The organism is Streptomyces sp. NBC_00691 (genome assembly GCF_036226665.1).
In the GTDB taxonomy this organism is placed as follows: Bacteria; Actinomycetota; Actinomycetes; order Streptomycetales; family Streptomycetaceae; genus Streptomyces.
In genome coordinates this window covers 1604922-1624856 of record NZ_CP109007.1, presented here as the reverse complement: position 1 = coordinate 1624856, position 19935 = coordinate 1604922, and the positions used below count along the sequence as shown (strand labels likewise).

Here is a 19935-nt window from a genome sequence, read left to right as displayed (position 1 = left end):
GTGACCGAAACCCTGATCTGGACCGTCGTCGCGCTGATTCTCATCGGCGTCTATCTCAGCTGGACCGCCGGACGGCTCGACCGGCTGCACTCCCGTATCGACGCCGCCCGCGCGGCCCTGGACGCGCAGTTGCTGCGCCGGGCCTCGGTCACCCAGGAGTTGGCCACCTCCGGTGTCCTCGACCCCGCCGCCTCCATCGTGCTGTACGAGGCCGCGCACGCCGCGCGGCAGGCCGAGGAGGACCACCGGGAGGTCGCCGAGAGCGAGTTGAGCCAGGCCCTGCGGGTGGTGTTCGGCGAGCCCGAGCAGGTGGAGCTCGTACGGGAGGCTCCGGGTGGCGAGGAGGCCGCCGAGGAGCTGGCGGCGTCCGTCCGCCGGGTGCCGATGGCCCGCCGTTTCCACAACGACGCCGTCCGTGCCGCCCGCGCCCTGCGGCGCCACCGCACGGTCCGCTGGTTCCGGCTCGCGGGCCACGCGCCCTTCCCGCTGGCCTTCGAAATGGACGACGAGGCGCCGGTGGCCCTTGCCGACCGCCCGGCGTGACGCTCTCAGCCTGCGAAAACGATCCACCGGGTCCACATTGGCCCTTGCTGTGGACTGCACGTGGACTGTTTCCTCGACCTAGTCGTCAACCCCCGTTGTCACGAGTGAGGTCCCCGTGTCCACCACGCCTTCCGTTTCCCCCCAGTCCCCCGAGACCGGCACCGCCCGTGTGAAGCGCGGCATGGCCGAGCAGCTCAAGGGCGGCGTGATCATGGACGTGGTCAACGCCGAGCAGGCGAAGATCGCCGAGGACGCCGGCGCCGTGGCCGTCATGGCCCTGGAGCGGGTCCCCGCGGACATCCGCAAGGACGGCGGCGTGGCCCGCATGTCCGACCCGAACATGATCGAAGAGATCATCGGCGCGGTCTCCATCCCGGTCATGGCCAAGTCCCGCATCGGCCACTTCGTCGAGGCCCAGGTCCTGCAGTCCCTCGGTGTCGACTACATCGACGAGTCGGAGGTCCTCACCCCGGCCGACGAGGTCAACCACTCCGACAAGTGGGCCTTCACGACCCCCTTCGTCTGTGGCGCCACCAACCTGGGCGAGGCCCTGCGCCGCATCGCCGAGGGCGCGGCCATGATCCGCTCCAAGGGCGAGGCCGGCACCGGCAACGTCGTCGAGGCCGTCCGCCACCTGCGTCAGATCAAGAACGAGATCGCCCGCCTGCGCGGCTTCGACAACAACGAGCTGTTCGCCGCCGCCAAGGACCTGCGCGCCCCCTACGAGCTCGTCAAGGAGGTCGCCGAGCTCGGCAAGCTCCCGGTCGTGCTGTTCTCCGCCGGTGGCGTCGCCACCCCCGCCGACGCCGCGCTCATGCGCCAGCTCGGTGCCGAGGGCGTCTTCGTCGGCTCCGGCATCTTCAAGTCGGGCGACCCGGCCAAGCGCGCCGCCGCCATCGTGAAGGCCACCACCTTCTACGACGACCCGAAGATCATCGCGGACGCCTCCCGCAACCTGGGCGAGGCCATGGTCGGCATCAACTGCGACACCCTCCCCGAGTCCGAGCGCTACGCCAACCGCGGCTGGTAGTCACTCATGACGACACCCGTGATCGGTGTCCTGGCTCTCCAGGGCGACGTACGGGAGCACCTGATCGCCCTGGCCGCGGCTGACGCCGTGGCCAGGCCGGTCCGGCGCCCCGAAGAGCTGGCCGAGATCGACGGTCTGGTCATCCCCGGCGGGGAGTCCACCACCATCTCCAAGCTGGCCGAGCTGTTCGGCATGGCGGAGCCGCTGCGCGAGCGGATAGCCGCCGGCCTGCCGGTCTACGGCACCTGCGCCGGTCTGATCATGCTCGCCGAGAAGATCCTCGACCCGCGTTCGGGCCAGGAGACCTTCGGCGGCATCGACATGATCGTCCGCCGCAACGCCTTCGGGCGGCAGAACGAGTCCTTCGAGGCCGGCGTCACCGTCGCGGGCATCGAGGACGGCCCCGTCGAGGGCGTCTTCATCCGGGCCCCCTGGGTGGAGTCCGTCGGCGCCGAGGTCGAGATCCTCGCCGAGCACGAGGGCCACATCGTCGCCGTACGGCAGGGCCGGGTGCTGGCGACCTCGTTCCACCCCGAGCTCACCGGGGATCACCGTATTCACGCCCTGTTCGTCGACATGGTGCGCGCGGCACGCTGATCCGATCCCGGTAGGATCTCTGGGGTTCGTTCAGAAATGGGTTACGCGAAGGAGACAGGCAGATGTCCGGCCACTCTAAATGGGCTACGACGAAGCACAAGAAGGCCGTGATCGATGCCAAGCGCGGCAAGCTCTTCGCGAAGCTGATCAAGAACATCGAGGTCGCGGCCCGCACGGGCGGCGCCGACCTGGACGGTAACCCGACGCTCTTCGACGCCGTCCAGAAGGCGAAGAAGCAGTCGGTCCCGAACAAGAACATCGACTCCGCGCTCAAGCGCGGTGCGGGTCTCGAGGCCGGCGGCGCCGACTACGCCACGATCATGTACGAGGGCTACGGCCCGAACGGTGTCGCGGTGCTCATCGAGTGCCTCACCGACAACCGGAACCGTGCCGCCTCGGACGTGCGCGTGGCCATGACCCGCAACGGCGGCTCCATGGCCGACCCGGGCTCGGTCTCGTACCTGTTCAACCGCAAGGGCGTCGTCGTGCTCCCGAAGGGCGAGCTGTCCGAGGACGACGTCCTGGAGTCGGTGCTCGAGGCCGGTGCCGAGGAGGTCAACGACCTCGGTGACTCCTTCGAGATCATCAGCGAGGCCACCGACCTGGTCGCGGTCCGTACCGCCCTCCAGGAGGCCGGCATCGACTACGACTCGGCCGATTCCAGCTTCGTGCCGACCATGCAGGTCGAGCTCGACGAAGAGGGCGCGCGCAAGATGTTCAAGCTGATCGACGCGCTGGAGGACAGCGACGACGTGCAGAACGTCTTCGCCAACTTCGACGTCAGCGACGAGGTCATGGCGAAGGTCGACGTCTGATCCGGACCGTCGATCGACACGGTTCCGCAGCGGGCCGACGGGGACACACCCCCGTCGGCCCGTTGTCGTTCGTGCGGCGTTGTCGGTGGCAGCGGATAGCCTGCACAAACAGGTGAGCGAGGAGGGGATCACGGCGTGCGTGTTCTCGGGGTGGACCCGGGCCTGACCCGGTGCGGCGTCGGCGTCGTCGAGGGCGTCGCCGGACGGCCCCTCACCATGCTCGGGGTGGGCGTGGTGCGGACGGCCGCGGACGACGACATCGGCGTGCGCCTCGTCGGCATCGAGCGCGGCATCGAGGAGTGGCTCGACCGCTTCTCGCCCGAACTGGTCGCCGTGGAGCGGGTGTTCAGCCAGCACAACGTCCGTACGGTGATGGGCACGGCCCAGGCCAGTGCCGTCGCGATGCTCTGCGCCTCGCGCCGCGGCATCCCCGTGGCCCTGCACACCCCCAGCGAGGTCAAGGCCGCCGTCACCGGCAGCGGGCGCGCCGACAAGGCGCAGGTGGGGGCCATGGTGACCCGGCTGCTCCGGCTCTCCGCCCCGCCCAAGCCGGCCGACGCCGCCGACGCCCTCGCCCTCGCCATCTGTCACATCTGGCGCGCCCCCGCCCAGAACCGTCTCCAGCAGGCCGTCGCCGAGAACCGTCTCCAGCAGGCGGTCGCCCGGCAGGCGGCCGCAGTGAAAGGCCGAACCCGATGATCGCCTTCGTCAGCGGCCCGGTCGCCGCGCTCGCCCCCACCACGGCCGTCATCGAGGTCGGCGGAGTGGGCATGGCCGTCCAGTGCACCCCGGGAACGCTCGCGGGACTGCGGATCGGTGAGGACGCCCGGCTCGCCACCTCCCTCGTCGTACGGGAGGACTCCCTCACCCTGTACGGCTTCGCGGACGACGACGAGCGGCAGGTCTTCGAGCTCCTCCAGACCGCCAGCGGCGTCGGGCCCCGCCTCGCCCAGGCCATGCTCGGGGTGCACAGCCCCGACGCCCTGCGCCTGGCCGTGTCCACCGGTGACGAGAAGGCGCTCATGTCCGTCCCCGGCATCGGCAAGAAGGGCGCGCAGAAACTCCTCCTCGAACTGAAGGACAAGCTCGGCGCTCCGCTCGGCAGCAGCGGCATGGTCGGCGCCCAGCGGGCGGCGGCCTCCGGGCCGGCGCCGTGGACCGAGCAGCTGTCCGCCGCGCTCATCGGCCTCGGCTACGCGTCGCGCGACGCGGAGGAGGCGGTGGCGGCGGTGACGCCGCAGGCGGAGGAGGCCATCGCCGCGGGCGGCTCGGCGCCGGTGCCGCAGCTTCTGCGGGCGGCCCTGCAGTCCCTGAACCGCGCCCGCTGACGGACTCCGCCGCGCGCCGGGCCCTTCCCACACCCCGCCGCACCGACCACCGCACCACCACCGAGAAGGCAGAAGAACCGTGAACTGGGACGACGAGACCACCGGCGACGACGAGGCGCGCATCGTCGGGGCATCGGCCGAGGGTGACGACCAGGCCGTCGAGGCGGCCCTGCGGCCCAAGGACCTCAGCGAGTTCGTCGGCCAGGAGAAGGTCCGCCAGCAGCTCGACCTGGTCCTCAAGGCCGCCCGCCAGCGCGGTGCCACCGCCGACCACGTGCTGCTCTCCGGCGCGCCCGGCCTCGGCAAGACCACCCTCTCGATGATCATCGCCGCCGAGATGAACGCGCCGATCCGCATCACCTCGGGCCCCGCCATCCAGCACGCCGGCGACCTCGCCGCGATCCTCTCCTCCCTCCAGGAGGGCGAGATCCTCTTCCTCGACGAGATCCACCGGATGTCCCGGCCCGCCGAGGAGATGCTCTACATGGCGATGGAGGACTTCCGCGTCGACGTCATCGTCGGCAAGGGCCCCGGCGCCACCGCCATCCCGCTGGAACTCCCGCCTTTCACCCTGGTCGGCGCCACCACCCGGGCCGGTCTGCTGCCGCCGCCGCTGCGCGACCGCTTCGGCTTCACGGGGCACATGGAGTTCTACGACCCGGCCGAGCTCCAGCGCGTGATCCACCGATCCGCCGGACTCCTCGACGTCGAGATCGACCCGGCGGGTGCCGCCGAGATCGCCGGCCGGTCCCGCGGCACCCCCCGCATCGCCAACCGGCTGCTCCGCCGCGTCCGCGACTACGCACAGGTCAGGGCCGACGGCGTGATCACCCGGGAGATCGCCGAGGCGGCCCTCAGCGTGTACGAGGTCGACGGCCGCGGCCTCGACCGGCTGGACCGCGCCGTCCTGGAGGCCCTGCTCAAGCTCTTCGGCGGCGGACCGGTCGGTCTCTCGACGCTGGCCGTGGCGGTGGGGGAGGAGCGCGAGACCGTCGAGGAGGTCGCCGAACCCTTCCTCGTAAGGGAGGGTCTGCTGGCCCGGACGCCCCGTGGCCGGGTCGCCACCCCCGCGGCATGGGCCCACCTCGGACTGGTTCCGCCGCAGGCAGCGGGCCCGGGGGCAGCCGGAAGCGGACAACAGGGGCTCTTCGGGGCGTGACGGGGCTGACACTCGCCCGGAGAGGAACCGGGGTGCGATGCTGGACGTTGTTCAGTCGATGCGGACTCGCCTAGACTCCGCCGATGCCGCCCTTTCTGGTCGGCGCGCCCACCCCCGAAGATCAGGCCGCGGGTTCTCCGCGACCGTGCGAAGGAAACCCGTCCCGTGAGCATCGTGACCCTCCTCCCCTTCATCGTCCTCATCGGGGCCATGTTCCTGATGACCCGCTCTGCCAAGAAGAAGCAGCAGGCGGCGGCGCAGATGCGCAACGAGATGCAGCCCGGCACCGGCGTACGGACGATCGGGGGGATGTACGCCACCGTCAAGGAGATCGGCGACGAGACCGTCCTCCTCGAGGTCGCGCCCGGCGTCCACGCCGTCTACGCCAAGAACGCGATCGGCGCCGTCCTCGAGGACTCCGAGTACAACCGCATCGTCCACGGTGACGACGAGAGCTCGGACTCCGACACCGTCGTCCCGGACGACGCGTCGTCGCTGACCGAGACCGCCGAGGCCACGGAGACGGTCGAGGACGCGCCGAAGGCCGATCTGACGAAGAAGTCGGACGTGTCCGACGCTGCGGAGGGCCAGAAAGACGGCAAGGCCGACGGCGAGACCGACGCGAAGTAGTCGCGGTCGAGGACACCGCGCGCGCCCACCGGCGTGCGCGGTGCTCGGAACGGTTCCACGTCTGCGGGGGAAGGTCCCCACACACACTTCGTGGCCGTCCCGCGCACACAGAGCGCGGGACGGTTGGACAGGGAGATACGACAGGTGGCAGCACCGAAGAAGGGCCGAAGGCCGGCGGGGGGACAGAGCCGGCCGGGCCGCGCCCTGGCACTCATCCTGATCGCCATGGTCGCACTCACCGGCGGCATGTTCTGGTCGGGGCACACCACCCCGCGCCTGGGCATCGACCTCGCCGGCGGTACGTCGATCACGCTCAAGGCCAAGGCTGATCCTGGCCAGGGCTCGGCGGTCAACGAGACCAACATGAACACCGCCGTCGGCATCATCGAGCGCCGTGTCAACGGTCTCGGTGTCTCCGAGGCCGAGGTCCAGACGCAGGGCGATGCGAACATCATCGTCAACATCCCGCGTGGGACGAACGAGAAGCAGGCCCGTGAGCAGGTCGGTACCACCGCCCGGCTCTACTTCCGGCCCGTTCTCGCGGTGACGAACGGCGGACCCGCGCCGGCGCCCAGCGCCAGCTCCTCCGGTTCCCCCTCGGCCACGCCGAAGCCGTCCGCCTCCACCTCCGGCTCGTCGGTGGGCGAGAAGCCGGCCACCCCGACCGCCACCGGCTCCGCCCAGGGCCGTGCGCTCACCGAGGCCCTCAAGGCCCCGTCCCCGACGCCCACCGGCAGCGCCTCGTCGTCCGCGAAGCCGAAGGCCACCGGCACCCCGTCGGCGACCCCGGCGCCGGATGCCGACACCGCGGCGCTCCAGCAGAAGTTCGCCTCCCTGAACTGCCTCGACCCCAAGCAGCGCTCCACCGCCGGCCAGGGTGCCCTCCCGACCCAGCCCGCCGTGGCCTGTGGCGAGGACGCGCCGGGTGTGTGGTCGAAGTACCTCCTCGGCCCGGCCGAGGTGGACGGCAAGGACGTCGACGACGCCAAGGGCGTCTTCGACCAGCAGCGTGGCATGTGGATCGTCACCATGGACTTCACGGACGGCGGCTCCAAGAAGTTCCAGTCGATCACCGGCAAGCTCTCCTCGCAGGCCGACCCGCAGAACCGGTTCGCGATCGTCCTGGACGGCGAGGTCGTCTCGGCCCCGTCCGTGCGCCAGACGCTGAGCGCCAGCGCCGAGATCTCCGGCAACTTCAACCAGCAGTCGGCCCAGGACCTCGGCAACATCCTGTCGTACGGTGCCCTGCCGCTCTCCTTCGAGACGCAGAGCGTCGACACCGTCACCGCCGCGCTCGGTGGCGACCAGCTGGAGGCCGGTCTGATCGCCGGCGCCATCGGTCTCGCCCTCGTCATCATCTACCTGGTGGCCTACTACCGCGGCCTGTCGCTGATCGCCATCCTCAGCCTCGGCGTCTCCGCGCTGCTCACCTACGTGATCATGGCCCTGCTCGGCCCGGCCATCGGCTTCGCGCTGAACCTGCCCGCCGTCTGTGGCGCCATCGTCGCCATCGGTATCACCGCGGACTCGTTCATCGTGTACTTCGAGCGCATCCGTGACGAGCTCCGCGAGGGCCGCACCCTCCGCCCGGCCGTCGAGCGCGCCTGGCCGCGCGCCCGTCGTACCATCCTGGTCTCCGACTTCGTGTCGTTCCTGGCCGCCGCCGTGCTCTTCATCGTCACCGTCGGCAAGGTCCAGGGCTTCGCGTTCACGCTCGGCCTGACCACCCTGCTCGACGTCGTCGTGGTGTTCCTCTTCACCAAGCCGGTCATGACGCTCCTCGCGCGGACCAAGTTCTTCGGCGAGGGCCACGCCTGGTCCGGCCTGGACCCGAAGCGACTCGGCGCCAAGCCGCCGCTGCGCCGCACCCGCCGTGCCAATGCCTCTGTCGCTGGCCCTGTCGACCCGAAGGAGGCGTGAGATGTCGAAGCTCGGCGATCTCGGCGCCCGGCTCCACCGTGGTGAGGTCGGCTACGACTTCATCGGCAACCGCAAGATCTGGTATGGCCTGTCCATCCTGATCACCATCACCGCCATCGTCGCCCTGGCCGTCCGCGGCCTCAACATGGGCATCGAGTTCCAGGGCGGTGCCGTCTTCACCACCCCGAAGTCGGAAGTCTCCGTCAGCCAGGCGCAGGAGTACGCGGAAGAGGCCTCCGGCCACGACGCGATCGTCCAGCAGCTCGGCAACGGCTCCCTGCGCATCCAGGTCGGCGGCCTCGACACCGCGCAGTCCGACAAGGTCCGCTCGGAGCTCGCCAAGGACCTGAACGTCCCCGAGGACAAGATCGCGGCGGAGCTCGTCGGCCCCAGCTGGGGTGAGCAGATCGCCACCAAGGCCTGGACCGGCCTCGGGGTCTTCATGATCCTCGTGGTGATCTATCTGGCCATCGCCTTCGAGTGGAGAATGGCGGTCGCCGCGCTCATCGCGCTGATCCACGACCTCACGATCACGGTCGGCATCTACTCGCTGGTCGGCTTCGAGGTGACCGTCGGTACGGTCATCGGTCTGCTGACGATCCTCGGTTATTCGCTGTACGACACGGTCGTCGTCTTCGACTCCCTCAAGGAACAGACGAAGGACATCACGAAGCAGACCCGCTTCACGTACAGCGAGATGGCCAACCGCTCGATCAACGGCACCCTGGTCCGTTCGATCAACACCACCGTCGTCGCGCTGCTGCCGGTCGCCGGCCTGCTCTTCATCGGTGGTGGCGTCCTCGGCGCCGGCATGCTCAACGACATCTCGCTGTCGCTGTTCGTCGGTCTCGCCGCCGGTGCGTACTCCTCGATCTTCATCGCCACCCCGCTCGTCGCCGACCTCAAGGAGCGCGAGCCGGCGATCAGGGCGCTCAAGAAGCGCATCATGGCGAAGCGGGCCGGTGCGGCCGCCAAGGGCGAGTCGTACGACGGGTCGGACGACCCCTCGGACGACCACGAGGTCGCCGTCGTCGGTCCGCGGGCGAGCCGTCGCGGCCGCTCCTCGGAGCAGCGAGGATGACCGCCGAGGCCCAGGACGTCACCGACCTCCTGCTCAGCCGCATCCGCGACGTACCGGACTACCCGAAGCCGGGCGTGCTGTTCAAGGACATCACGCCGCTGCTCGCGGACCCGGGGGCGTTCACGGCGCTCACCGACGCCCTCGCCGGGCTGTGCACCGCGCACGGTGCGACGAAGATCGTCGGTCTCGAGGCGCGCGGCTTCATCCTGGCCGCCCCGGTGGCCGTCCGCGCGGGACTGGGCTTCATCCCGGTCCGCAAGGCCGGCAAGCTCCCCGGGGCGACGCTCCGCCAGGCGTACGAGCTGGAGTACGGCACCGCCGAGATCGAGGTGCACGCCGAGGACCTGGCCGCGGGCGACCGCGTCATGGTCATCGACGACGTCCTCGCCACCGGCGGTACGGCCGAGGCCTCGATCGAGCTCATCCGCCGCGCGGGCGCCGAGGTGGCGGGCGTCGCGGTCCTGATGGAACTCGGCTTCCTCCCGGGCCGCTCCCGGCTGGAGCCGGCTCTGAACGGCGCTCCGCTCACGGCGCTGATCACCGTCTGACATCGGGCTTCACCCCGCAAGGGGCGCTCCGGGGAATCCCCGGAGCGCCCCTTCGGTTTTCCGGAGTACCCCGGTCCGGGCCCGAGGGGCCTGCCGGGCCCGCCGTCGGTCCCGTTCCCCGCCCCGGCCCCGTGAGCAGTGCGTGTCAGGGCTCGATACCATGGCCTTTCCGGGCCTGACCGGGGGACCCGGTACCTCCCCCAGACTCCGTCCGGGGGGACCCCAGAGGAGCGCTCTTGCCAGACGAGGCCCAGTCACTCTCCGCCGCGCAGCCCGACCCGAAGGCCGATAAGGCCGCGCCGGGGACCGGCACGCCCCAGAACAAGCCCGCGGAGACCGGGCCCGCGCCTGCCGCCGCCGCGCCGCCGGCCCCCAAGCCGCCGGCGCCCGAGGCCCCGGCGCCCACGCGGCCCGCCCCGGCGGCGCCCGCCCGCTCGGGCGGCTCGTCCAACCGCGTCCGTGCCCGTCTCGCCCGGCTGGGCGTCCAGCGCTCCTCCCCGTACAACCCGGTCCTCGAACCCCTGCTGCGGATCGTCCGCTCCAACGACCCGAAGATCGAGACGGCGACGCTCCGCCAGGTCGAGCGGGCCTATCAGGTCGCCGAGCGCTGGCACCGCGGCCAGAAGCGCAAGAGCGGCGACCCGTACATCACGCACCCGCTCGCCGTGACGACCATCCTCGCCGAGCTGGGCATGGACCCGGCGACGCTGATGGCCGGCCTGCTGCACGACACCGTCGAGGACACCGAGTACGGCCTCGACACCCTGCGCCGGGACTTCGGCGACCAGGTCGCGCTGCTCGTCGACGGCGTCACCAAGCTCGACAAGGTCAAGTTCGGCGAGGCCGCGCAGGCGGAGACCGTCCGCAAGATGGTCGTCGCCATGGCCAAGGACCCGCGGGTCCTGGTCATCAAGCTCGCCGACCGCCTGCACAACATGCGCACCATGCGTTACCTCAAGCGGGAGAAGCAGGAGAAGAAGGCCCGCGAGACCCTGGAGATCTACGCGCCCCTGGCCCACCGCCTGGGCATGAACACCATCAAGTGGGAGCTGGAGGACCTCGCCTTCGCGATCCTCTACCCCAAGATGTACGACGAGATCGTCCGGCTCGTCGCCGAGCGCGCCCCCAAGCGGGACGAGTACCTCGCCATAGTGACCGACGAGGTCCAGGCCGATCTGCGCGCCGCCCGCATCAAGGCGACCGTGACCGGCCGCCCCAAGCACTACTACAGCGTCTACCAGAAGATGATCGTCCGCGGCCGTGACTTCGCGGAGATCTACGACCTGGTGGGCATCCGCGTCCTCGTGGACACCGTCCGCGACTGCTACGCGGCCCTCGGCACCGTCCACGCGCGATGGAACCCGGTCCCCGGCCGGTTCAAGGACTACATCGCGATGCCGAAGTTCAACATGTACCAGTCGCTGCACACGACGGTCATCGGACCCAACGGCAAGCCCGTCGAGCTGCAGATCCGCACCTTCGACATGCACCGGCGCGCCGAGTACGGCATCGCCGCGCACTGGAAGTACAAGCAGGAGGCCGTCGCCGGTGCCTCCAAGGTCCGTGCCGACGTGCCGAAGAAGGCCGGCAAGGACGACCACCTCAACGACATGGCGTGGCTGCGCCAGCTCCTCGACTGGCAGAAGGAGACCGAGGACCCCAGCGAGTTCCTGGAGTCCCTGCGCTTCGACCTCTCGCGCAACGAGGTCTTCGTCTTCACACCCAAGGGCGACGTCATCGCGTTGCCCGCCGGCGCGACCCCGGTCGACTTCTCGTACGCCGTCCACACCGAGGTCGGCCACCGCACCATAGGAGCGCGGGTCAACGGGCGGCTGGTGCCGCTCGAATCGACCCTCGACAACGGCGACCTGGTCGAGGTCTTCACCTCCAAGGCGGCCGGCGCCGGGCCCTCCCGCGACTGGCTGGGCTTCGTCAAGTCCCCGCGCGCCCGCAACAAGATCCGGGCCTGGTTCTCCAAGGAGCGCCGCGACGAGGCCATCGAGCAGGGCAAGGACTCCATCGCGCGGGCCATGCGCAAGCAGAACCTGCCGATCCAGCGGATCCTCACCGGCGACTCGCTCGTCACCCTCGCCCACGAGATGCGCTACAGCGACATCTCCTCGCTGTACGCGGCGATCGGCGAGGGTCATGTCACCGCCCAGTCGATCGTGCAGAAGCTCGTCCAGGCGCTCGGCGGCGAGGAGGCGGCCACCGAGGACATCGACGAGGCGACACCGCCCACCCGCGGCCGCTCCAAGCGCCGCTCCAACGCCGACCCCGGTGTCGTCGTCAAGGGCGTCGAGGACGTCTGGGTGAAGCTGGCCCGCTGCTGCACCCCCGTGCCCGGCGACCCGATCATCGGCTTCGTCACCCGCGGCAGTGGCGTATCGGTTCACCGCAGCGACTGCGTCAACGTGGAGAGCCTCTCCCGGGAGCCGGAGCGGATCCTCGAGGTCGAGTGGGCGCCCACCCAGTCCTCGGTCTTCCTCGTCGCCATCCAGGTCGAGGCCCTGGACCGGTCGCGGCTGCTCTCCGACGTCACCCGGGTCCTCTCGGACCAGCACGTCAACATCCTCTCGGCGGCCGTCCAGACCTCCCGCGACCGGGTGGCCACCTCGCGCTTCACCTTCGAGATGGGCGACCCGAAGCACCTGGGCCACGTCCTGAAGGCCGTACGGGGCGTGGAGGGCGTCTACGACGTGTACCGCGTGACCTCGGCCCGCAGGCCCTAGGGGAAGTCTCCCCGCGGCCGCACCGTACGAGGAAGGCCCCCCGGCGCTGAGCCGGGGGGCCTTCCTCGTACGGTCTCGGCCGGGTCAGCCGCCGAACTCCTCCAGGCCCTTCATGGCCTGGTCGAGCAGGGCCTGGCGGCCCTCCAGCTCACGGGAGAGCTTGTCGGCCTTGGCGTCGTTGCCTGCGGCACGGGCCGCGTCGATCTGCTTGCGGAGCTTCTCGACCGCGTCCTGGAGCTGACCGGTCAGACCCGCGGCACGCGCGCGCGCCTCCGGGTTCGTCCGGCGCCACTCGGTCTCCTCGGCCTCCTGGATGGCCCGCTCCACCGTGTGCATCCGGCCCTCGACCTTGGGGCGGGCGTCACGCGGGACGTGGCCGACGGCCTCCCACCGCTCGTTGAGGGAACGGAAGGCGGCGCGCGCCGCCTTGAGGTCCGACACCGGCAGCAGCTTCTCGGCCTCGGTCGCGAGTTCCTCCTTGAGCTTGAGGTTCTCGGTCTGCTCCGCGTCCCGCTCGGCGAAGACCTCGCCGCGCGCCGCGAAGAAGACGTCCTGGGCGCCGCGGAAGCGGTTCCACAGGTCGTCCTCGTGCTCGCGCTGGGCGCGGCCGGCCGCCTTCCACTCGGTCATGAGGTCGCGGTAGCGGGCCGCCGTCGTGGCCCAGTCGGTGGAGTTCGACAGCGACTCCGCCTCGGCGACCAGGCGCTCCTTGGCCTTGCGGGCGTCCTCGCGCTGGGCGTCGAGCGAGGCGAAGTGGGCCTTGCGGCGCTTCGAGAACGCCGAGCGGGCGTGCGAGAAGCGGTGCCACAGCTCGTCGTCGGACTTGCGGTCGAGCCGGGGCAGGCCCTTCCAGGTGTCCACGAGCGCCCGCAGCCGCTCGCCGGCGGAGCGCCACTGCTCGCTCTGGGCCAGCTCCTCGGCCTCGGTGACGAGCTTCTCCTTGGCGGAGCGCGCCTCGTCGGTCTGCTTGGCCTTCTGGGCCTTGCGCTCCTCACGGCGCGAGTCGACCGTCTCGACGAGCTTGTCGAGGCGGGTCGCGAGCGCGGCCAGATCGCCGACGGCGTGGTGCTCGTCGATCTGGTGCCGGATGTGCTCGATCGCCGCGGTGGCGTCCTTCGCCGAGAGGTCGGTGGTCTTCACCCGCTTCTCGAGGAGGCCGATCTCGACAACCAAGCCCTCGTACTTGCGCTCGAAGTAGGCCAGAGCCTCCTCAGGGGTGCCGGCCTGCCACGATCCGACGACCTTCTCGCCTTCGGCCGTCCGCACGTACACGGTGCCCGTCTCGTCGACGCGGCCCCACGGGTCGCTGCTCACAGCGCCTCCTCACCATGATGCCGTCGCGGGGTCGTACCCCCCGGGCATCGTCCACAGTTTCCCGGCGGGCCTCGCCCGCCTTCCGCAGCGCGGCCGACGGCCCAACGCTGCACAACGCCAATCTAGGCGAACGGCGGCCCGGCTGTCCGCACTCAGCGCGACCGAGATTCGGCGGTCACGCCTGCGTGCGGACCCCGGCTCACTTCTTCGCCACGGTCGCCTTCTCGATGGTGACGGCCTTCTTCGGGGCACCGTCGGCGGCGCCGCCGGTGACACCGGCCGCGGCGACGTCCTCGACCACCTGGAGGCCGGCCGCGTCGATCTTCCCGAACGGCGTGTAGCTGGGCGGCAGCGGGCTGTCCTTGTAGACCAGGAAGAACTGCGAGCCGCCGCTGCCCGGCTGCCCGGTGTTCGCCATCGCCACGGTGCCCGCGGGGTAGGTGACCGAGCCGTTCGCGCCCGCCTTGCCCAGGGCGTCCAGGTTCTCGTCCGGGATGGTGTAGCCCGGGCCGCCGGTGCCGTCGCCCTTGGGGTCACCGCACTGCAGCACGAAGATGCCGCTGGTGGTGAGGCGGTGGCACTTCGTGCCGTCGAAGTAGTTCTTGCCCGCGAGGTGCGAGAAGGAGTTCACCGTGCGCGGGGTCTTCGCCGCGTCCATGGTGATCGTGATGTCGCCCTCGTTCGTCTTGAGCGCCATGGCGTACGTGGCCTTGGCGTCCACCGACATCTTCGGCTCGGCGCTCGACGACGCGCTCTGTGAGGGCGCCGGGCTGCTGGGCGAGCTGCTCGCCGAGCTGCCGGAGCCCGCCGCGTCGTCCTTGGGGGAGTCGTCGCCCGTCAGCGCCACGGACGCGTACACCGCGCCGCCCGCCGCGAGGACCACCGCGAGGGCGGCCGCGATGACGGTGTTGCGGCGCTTCGCCTTGCGTCGGTTCTCCTCCCGCCGCTGCTGCTGCCGCGCGTACTTCTCCCTGGCAAGCTGCCGCCGCCGCTGATCGCTGGTGACCACCGGTTCCGCTCCTGTCGCTCGTCTGTTCCTGTCCTGGCCGGGTGTGCCCGTACCGTATACGGGTTGGCTGTGGAACCGGCACCGCCGGTAGGCTCTGATCTGCCGTATTCCGCGTTTCCCGCGGTTTCCGCGAATTCCGCGCCCTCGTGCCGGACGACATCTAAGGACGAACGTGCTGATTGCCGGGTTCCCCGCCGGGGCCTGGGGGACCAACTGCTATCTGGTCGCCCCCGCCGCAGGCGAGGAGTGCGTGATCATCGACCCGGGCCACCAGGCCGCCCAGGGTGTCGAGGAGACGCTGAAGAAGCATCGGCTCAAGCCCGTCGCCGTCGTCCTGACCCATGGACACATCGACCACGTCGCCTCCGTCGTCCCGGTGTGCGGCGCCCATGACGTCCCCGCGTGGATCCACCCGTCCGACCGCTACATGATGAGCGACCCGGAGAAGGCCCTCGGCCGCTCCATCGGGATGCCCCTCATGGGCGAGCTGACCGTGGGAGAACCCGACGACGTGCGAGAACTGACGGACGGCGCCGCGCTCAAGCTCGCCGGTCTGGACTTCTCCGTCGCCCACGCGCCCGGTCATACCAAGGGGTCGGTGACCTTCAGGATGCCGGAGACCACGGAGATCCCCTCCGTGTTCTTCTCCGGGGACCTGCTGTTCGCCGGCTCCGTCGGACGCACCGACCTTCCCGGCGGTGACATGGACGAGATGCTCGCTTCGCTGGCCCGTGTGTGCCTGCCGCTCGACAACTCGACCGTGGTGCTGTCGGGACACGGTCCCCAGACGACCATCGGCCAGGAGCGCGCCACGAACCCCTATCTGCGGGACGTGGCCGCCGGCCGCCACGGGAGCAGCAGCCCGGACGCTCCCCGACGAGGAATGTGACCAGACTTTCGTGAGCACCTTTCAGGCCCCCAAGGGCACGTACGACCTGATCCCGCCCCGCTCCGCCACGTTCCTGGCGGTCCGGGACGCGATCTCCACGCCGCTGAGGAACTCCGGCTACGGCTACATCGAGACGCCCGGTTTCGAGAACGTCGAGCTGTTCTCCCGCGGTGTCGGCGAGTCCACCGACATCGTGACCAAGGAGATGTACACCCTCACCACGAAGGGCAACGATCACCTCGCCCTCCGTCCCGAGGGCACCGCGTCCGTGCTGCGGGCGGCGCTCCAGGCCAACCTGCACAAGCAGGGCAACCTGCCGGTGAAGCTCTGGTACTCCGGCTCGTACTACCGCTACGAGCGGGCCCAGGCCGGCCGCTACCGCCACTTCTCCCAGGTCGGTGCCGAGGCGATCGGCGCGGAGGACCCGGCGCTCGACGCCGAGCTGATCATCCTGGCCGACCAGGCGTACCGCTCCCTCGGCCTGCGGAACTTCCGCATCCTGCTCAACTCGCTGGGCGACAAGGAGTGCCGTCCCGTCTACCGCGAGGCGCTCCAGGGCTTCCTGCGCGGGCTCGACCTCGACGAGGAGACCCTGCGCCGCGCCGAGATCAACCCGCTGCGCGTCCTCGACGACAAGCGCGAGTCCGTGCAGAAGCAGCTCGTCGGCGCCCCGCTGCTCGGCGACTACCTCTGCGACGCGTGCAAGGCGTACCACGAGGAGGTGCGCGCCCTGATCACCGCGGCGGGCGTGGAGTTCGAGGACGACGCCAAGCTGGTGCGCGGCCTGGACTACTACACCCGCACGACCTTCGAGTTCGTCCACGGCGGTCTCGGCTCGCAGTCGGCGGTCGGCGGCGGCGGCCGCTACGACGGCCTCTCCGAGATGATCGGCGGCCCCGCGCTGCCGTCCGTCGGCTGGGCGCTCGGGGTGGACCGCACGGTCCTCGCCCTGGAGGCGGAGGGCATCGAGCTCGACCTCCCCGCCGTCACCAGCGTCTTCGCCGTGGCCATCGGCGAGGAGGCGCGCCGGATCCTCTTCGGCAAGGTCACCGAACTGCGCAAGGAGGGCATCTCCGCGGACTTCTCGTTCGGCGGGAAGGGCCTCAAGGGCGCGATGAAGGACGCCAACCGCTCGGGTGCCCGCTTCGCCGTCGTCGCCGGTGAGCGCGACCTCGCCGAGGGCGTCGTCCAGCTCAAGGACATGGAGTCCGGCGAGCAGCAGGCGGTCGCCGTGGACGCCCTGCTCGACGCGGTACGGGCCAAGCTGGCCTGACGGACGTTCCGGAGAGTCCGACGGACTCTCCCGTGATGGGGCCCGGGCCCGCGCACGCGCGTGGGCCCGGGCCCCTTCACGTCGTCCTCACGCTCGCCTCACTTATCTCCGGCGAACGGTGGGCGCCGTCCCCCGTACGGCAGAATGACCGTGCCCACAAGGCTCGCGAGCGAGGGAAATGGCGACATGACGAAGGCAGCGGTGGACGAGGCCGCGTCCGGCCGGCACGACGACGGCACGATCGGGGCGAGCAAGGCCTTCGCCTGGATGCTCGTGATCACCGGGGCGGCCGGGGTGCTCGCCGCCTGGGTCATCACGATCGACAAGTTCAAGCTCCTCGAGGACCCGAACTTCGTCCCCGGGTGCAGCCTCAACCCGATCGTCTCCTGCGGCAACATCATGAAGAGCGAGCAGGCCTCGGTCTTCGGCTTCCCCAACCCGATGCTCGGCCTCGTCACGTACGCCATGGTGATCGCGATCGGTGTCGGCCTGCTCGCCGGGGCCCGCTACCGCCGCTGGTACTGGCTCGGCCTCAACGCCGGCACCCTCTTCGGCGTCGGATTCTGCACCTGGCTGATGTACCAGTCGCTGTACGAGATCAACTCGCTGTGCCTCTGGTGCTGCCTGGCCTGGGTCGCCACCATCGTCATGTTCTGGTACGTGACCTCGCACAACGTCCGCAGCGGCGCCGTCCCCGCCCCCCGCGCCCTCCGGACCTTCTTCGACGAGTTCACCTGGGTCCTCCCCGTCCTGCACATCGGGATCATCGGCATGCTGATCCTGACCCGCTGGTGGGACTTCTGGACCAGCTGACCCTCCGCCGGCGGACCGCCGGCGGAGACGTCGCTGTCGGTGGGGTGACCTAGGCTTCATGACTGTGGAGCCCGACCTCTTTACCGCAGCAGCCGAAGACCGCCAGGAGAAGGACCCCGCCAGCAGCCCGCTGGCCGTCCGGATGCGCCCGCGCACCCTCGACGAGGTGGTGGGGCAGAAGCACCTGCTCAAGCCCGGATCGCCGCTGCGCCGACTCGTGGGGGACGGTGACGGCGGCCCCGCCGGCGCCTCCTCCGTGATCCTCTGGGGTCCGCCCGGGATCGGGAAGACGACCCTGGCGTACGTGGTCTCCAAGGCGACCAACAAGCGGTTCGTGGAGCTTTCGGCGATCACGGCGGGCGTCAAGGAGGTCCGTGCCGTCATCGACGGAGCCCGCCGCGCCGTCGGTGGCTACGGCAAGGAGACCGTCCTCTTCCTCGACGAGATCCACCGCTTCTCCAAGGCCCAGCAGGACTCGCTGCTGCCCGCCGTCGAGAACCGCTGGGTGACGCTCATCGCGGCCACCACCGAGAACCCGTACTTCTCGATCATCTCGCCGCTCCTCTCCCGCTCCCTGCTCCTCACCCTGGAGCCGCTGACCGACGACGACCTGCGCGGCCTGATGGCCCGGGCGCTCACCGGCGAGCGCGGACTCGGCGGGGCCGTGACCCTCCCGGAGGACGCCGAGGCCCATCTCCTGCGGGTCGCGGGCGGCGACGCCCGGCGCGCCCTCACCGCCCTGGAGGCGGCCGCGGGCGCGGCCATCGCCAAGGGCGAGCCGGAGATCACTCTGGAGACGGTCGAGGAGACCGTCGACCGCGCGGCCGTCAAGTACGACCGGGACGGCGACCAGCACTACGACGTGGCCAGCGCGCTGATCAAGTCGATCCGCGGCTCGGACGTGGACGCGGCCCTGCACTACCTGGCCCGGATGATCGAGGCGGGGGAGGACCCCCGGTTCATCGCCCGGCGCCTCATGATCTCCGCGAGCGAGGACATCGGGCTCGCCGACCCGAACGCGCTGCCGATCGCCGTCGCCGCCGCGCAGGCCGTCGCGATGATCGGCTTCCCCGAGGCGGCGCTCACCCTGAGCCACGCGACGATCGCCCTGGCCCTGGCCCCGAAGTCGAACGCGGCGACCACCGCGATCGGCGCCGCCCTCGCGGACGTGCGCAGCGGCCTCGCGGCCGCGGTCCCGCCGCATCTGCGCGACGGCCACTACAAGGGCGCGGCCAAGCTCGGCCACGCCCAGGGGTACGTCTACCCTCATGACGTCCCGGGCGGCATCGCGGCCCAGCAGTACGCCCCGGACACGATCCACGGCAAGCGGTACTACGAGCCCACCCGCTACGGCGCGGAGGCCCGCTACGCGGACGTGGTGGACCGGGTGAGGGCACGGCTCAAGGGTGACGAGTAGACGCGCGCCCTTCGCCCGGACCCGCGCCCCGCGCGCCTCACCTCGCCCCGTGATCCGTGAAGCGGGCGTACTGGCTCTGGTCCTGGGGGCCGTCGCGTGCGGGCCCACCACGGGACCGGAGCCCGGGGCGGCACGGCACTCCGCCGTCCCCCTCGTCAGCCCCGGCTTCCCGCCGACCCCCGCGGAGGCGAGGACCCGGCTGGCCGGGCTCAGGGTCGCCTGGGGCGAGAACCGGCAGACGTACGAGCGGGCGAGATTCGGGGACGGCTGGTCCGACGAGACCGATGCCCCCGGTGGGCGCAACGGCTGTGACACCCGGGACGACGTGTTGCGCCGGGACCTCGACGACGTCCGGCTCGGCGACCGGAACCCGTGCGTCGTCCTCTCCGGAGTCCTGCACGACCCGTACACGGGCAAGGAGTTGCCCTACTCGTACCGCAGGGCCTCGCAGATCCAGACCGACCACGTCGTCGCGCTCGGCGCGGCCTGGCGGGCGGGCGCCTGGGCGTGGACGCCCGAGCGGCGGCTGGCCTACGCCAACGACCTGGACGTGCTGGTCGCCACCGACAAACAGACGAACCACGACAAGAGCAGCAGGACCCCGGACAAGTGGCGGCCGCCGAGGAGCGCGTACGGGTGCGAGTACGGCCGGCGCTGGACCGGGATCAAGGCGAAGTACGGCCTCACGGTGTCCCCGCCGGAGAAGAAGGCCGTCGAGGAGCTGCTCGCCACCTGCCGCTGAGGCGGACGGGACCGCGTGTGGAGGAGTCCCGCGGAGCCGGTACACTGGTCCGGATTGCTGCGTCCCGTGTCCGGCTCCGGTCGGCACCACCAGAA

The 19935-nt window shown here is 70.7% G+C and carries 19 protein-coding genes; 17 read left to right on the top strand and 2 right to left on the bottom strand.

Annotated elements, in window-relative coordinates; all coding sequences use genetic code 11:
* From OG392_RS07180 to OG392_RS07125, 12 genes are all read left to right on the top strand, one after another.
* Nucleotides 1-543, top strand: a complete 543-nt coding sequence (locus tag OG392_RS07180) for a membrane protein (protein ID WP_030316227.1) — start codon at nt 1-3, stop codon at nt 541-543.
* 115 nt (nt 544-658) lie between these two features.
* Nucleotides 659-1573, top strand: coding sequence for a pyridoxal 5'-phosphate synthase lyase subunit PdxS (gene pdxS / locus OG392_RS07175; protein ID WP_030204560.1), 915 nt, complete (start codon nt 659-661; stop codon nt 1571-1573).
* A gap of 6 nt (nt 1574-1579) precedes the next feature.
* Nucleotides 1580-2170 (top strand): pyridoxal 5'-phosphate synthase glutaminase subunit PdxT, encoded by a 591-nt coding sequence (gene pdxT, locus OG392_RS07170; RefSeq protein WP_329276767.1) that lies wholly within the window; start codon nt 1580-1582, stop codon nt 2168-2170.
* Between the two features lie 62 nt (nt 2171-2232).
* Complete coding sequence (locus OG392_RS07165) at nt 2233-2985, top strand: YebC/PmpR family DNA-binding transcriptional regulator (RefSeq protein WP_329276765.1); 753 nt, start codon at nt 2233-2235, stop codon at nt 2983-2985.
* Between the two features lie 135 nt (nt 2986-3120).
* On the top strand, nt 3121-3684 hold the full coding sequence (gene ruvC, locus OG392_RS07160; RefSeq protein WP_073914711.1) for a crossover junction endodeoxyribonuclease RuvC: 564 nt from the start codon (nt 3121-3123) through the stop codon (nt 3682-3684).
* Nucleotides 3681-4313 carry a Holliday junction branch migration protein RuvA gene (gene ruvA / locus OG392_RS07155; RefSeq protein WP_329276763.1) on the top strand — a complete coding sequence of 211 codons (633 nt, stop codon included), beginning with the start codon at nt 3681-3683 and terminating at the stop codon, nt 4311-4313. Before ruvC ends, ruvA begins: the two co-directional genes overlap by 4 nt.
* A 79-nt stretch (nt 4314-4392) precedes the next feature.
* Nucleotides 4393-5472: a Holliday junction branch migration DNA helicase RuvB gene (gene ruvB, locus OG392_RS07150; RefSeq protein ID WP_030316238.1), complete on the top strand. Its 1080-nt coding sequence runs from the start codon at nt 4393-4395 to the stop codon at nt 5470-5472.
* 165 nt (nt 5473-5637) lie between these two features.
* Nucleotides 5638-6102: a preprotein translocase subunit YajC gene (gene yajC, locus OG392_RS07145; RefSeq protein WP_329276760.1), complete on the top strand. Its 465-nt coding sequence runs from the start codon at nt 5638-5640 to the stop codon at nt 6100-6102.
* A gap of 144 nt (nt 6103-6246) precedes the next feature.
* Nucleotides 6247-8022 (top strand): protein translocase subunit SecD, encoded by a 1776-nt coding sequence (gene secD, locus OG392_RS07140; RefSeq protein ID WP_329276758.1) that lies wholly within the window; start codon nt 6247-6249, stop codon nt 8020-8022.
* Between the two features lies 1 nt (nt 8023).
* On the top strand, nt 8024-9103 hold the full coding sequence (gene secF / locus OG392_RS07135; RefSeq protein WP_329276756.1) for a protein translocase subunit SecF: 1080 nt from the start codon (nt 8024-8026) through the stop codon (nt 9101-9103).
* Nucleotides 9100-9651, top strand: coding sequence for an adenine phosphoribosyltransferase (locus tag OG392_RS07130; RefSeq protein WP_329276755.1), 552 nt, complete (start codon nt 9100-9102; stop codon nt 9649-9651). Before secF ends, OG392_RS07130 begins: the two co-directional genes overlap by 4 nt.
* 236 nt (nt 9652-9887) lie before the next feature.
* Nucleotides 9888-12383, top strand: coding sequence for a RelA/SpoT family protein (locus OG392_RS07125; protein WP_329276753.1), 2496 nt, complete (start codon nt 9888-9890; stop codon nt 12381-12383).
* A gap of 84 nt (nt 12384-12467) precedes the next feature.
* On the opposite strand, the gene OG392_RS07120 is transcribed toward OG392_RS07125, so the two are convergent.
* Together OG392_RS07120 and OG392_RS07115 are read right to left on the bottom strand one after the other, a co-directional pair.
* Entirely contained in the window at nt 12468-13697 is a 1230-nt protein-coding gene (locus tag OG392_RS07120; RefSeq protein ID WP_329276751.1) for a DUF349 domain-containing protein, read from the bottom strand.
* 199 nt (nt 13698-13896) lie between these two features.
* Complete coding sequence (locus OG392_RS07115; RefSeq protein WP_329276749.1) at nt 13897-14706, bottom strand: peptidylprolyl isomerase; 810 nt, start codon at nt 14704-14706, stop codon at nt 13897-13899.
* Between the two features lie 172 nt (nt 14707-14878).
* Here OG392_RS07115 and OG392_RS07110 point away from each other — a divergent pair, with 172 nt between their 5' ends.
* The 5 genes from OG392_RS07110 to OG392_RS07090 all read left to right on the top strand — a co-directional run bounded on the left by OG392_RS07110 (nt 14879) and on the right by OG392_RS07090 (nt 19840).
* The gene (locus OG392_RS07110; RefSeq protein ID WP_329276747.1) at nt 14879-15595 is read left to right on the top strand and encodes an MBL fold metallo-hydrolase; all 717 of its coding nucleotides are present in this window, start codon (nt 14879-14881) and stop codon (nt 15593-15595) included.
* Between the two features lie 10 nt (nt 15596-15605).
* On the top strand, nt 15606-16868 hold the full coding sequence (hisS, locus tag OG392_RS07105) for a histidine--tRNA ligase (protein WP_329276744.1): 1263 nt from the start codon (nt 15606-15608) through the stop codon (nt 16866-16868).
* Between the two features lie 186 nt (nt 16869-17054).
* Nucleotides 17055-17681 carry a vitamin K epoxide reductase family protein gene (locus tag OG392_RS07100; protein ID WP_329276742.1) on the top strand — a complete coding sequence of 209 codons (627 nt, stop codon included), beginning with the start codon at nt 17055-17057 and terminating at the stop codon, nt 17679-17681.
* A 64-nt stretch (nt 17682-17745) separates the two neighbouring features.
* Complete coding sequence (locus tag OG392_RS07095) at nt 17746-19098, top strand: replication-associated recombination protein A (RefSeq protein ID WP_329287111.1); 1353 nt, start codon at nt 17746-17748, stop codon at nt 19096-19098.
* Between the two features lie 49 nt (nt 19099-19147).
* A complete protein-coding gene (locus tag OG392_RS07090; RefSeq protein WP_329276739.1) occupies nt 19148-19840 on the top strand; it encodes a GmrSD restriction endonuclease domain-containing protein in 693 nt (230 codons plus the stop codon).
* The last annotated feature ends 95 nt before the right edge of the window (nt 19841-19935 follow it).

Excerpts from the sequence above, each read along its gene's own strand:
- OG392_RS07165 (WP_329276765.1), top strand. The coding sequence starts at position 2,233 with ATGTCCGGCCACTCTAAATGGGCTACGACGAAGCACAAGAAGGCCGTG.
- pdxT (WP_329276767.1), top strand. The coding sequence starts at position 1,580 with ATGACGACACCCGTGATCGGTGTCCTGGCTCTCCAGGGCGACGTACGG.
- OG392_RS07130 (WP_329276755.1), top strand. The coding sequence starts at position 9,100 with ATGACCGCCGAGGCCCAGGACGTCACCGACCTCCTGCTCAGCCGCATC.
- secF (WP_329276756.1), top strand. The coding sequence starts at position 8,024 with ATGTCGAAGCTCGGCGATCTCGGCGCCCGGCTCCACCGTGGTGAGGTC.
- ruvA (WP_329276763.1), top strand. The coding sequence starts at position 3,681 with ATGATCGCCTTCGTCAGCGGCCCGGTCGCCGCGCTCGCCCCCACCACG.
- OG392_RS07100 (WP_329276742.1), top strand. The coding sequence starts at position 17,055 with ATGACGAAGGCAGCGGTGGACGAGGCCGCGTCCGGCCGGCACGACGAC.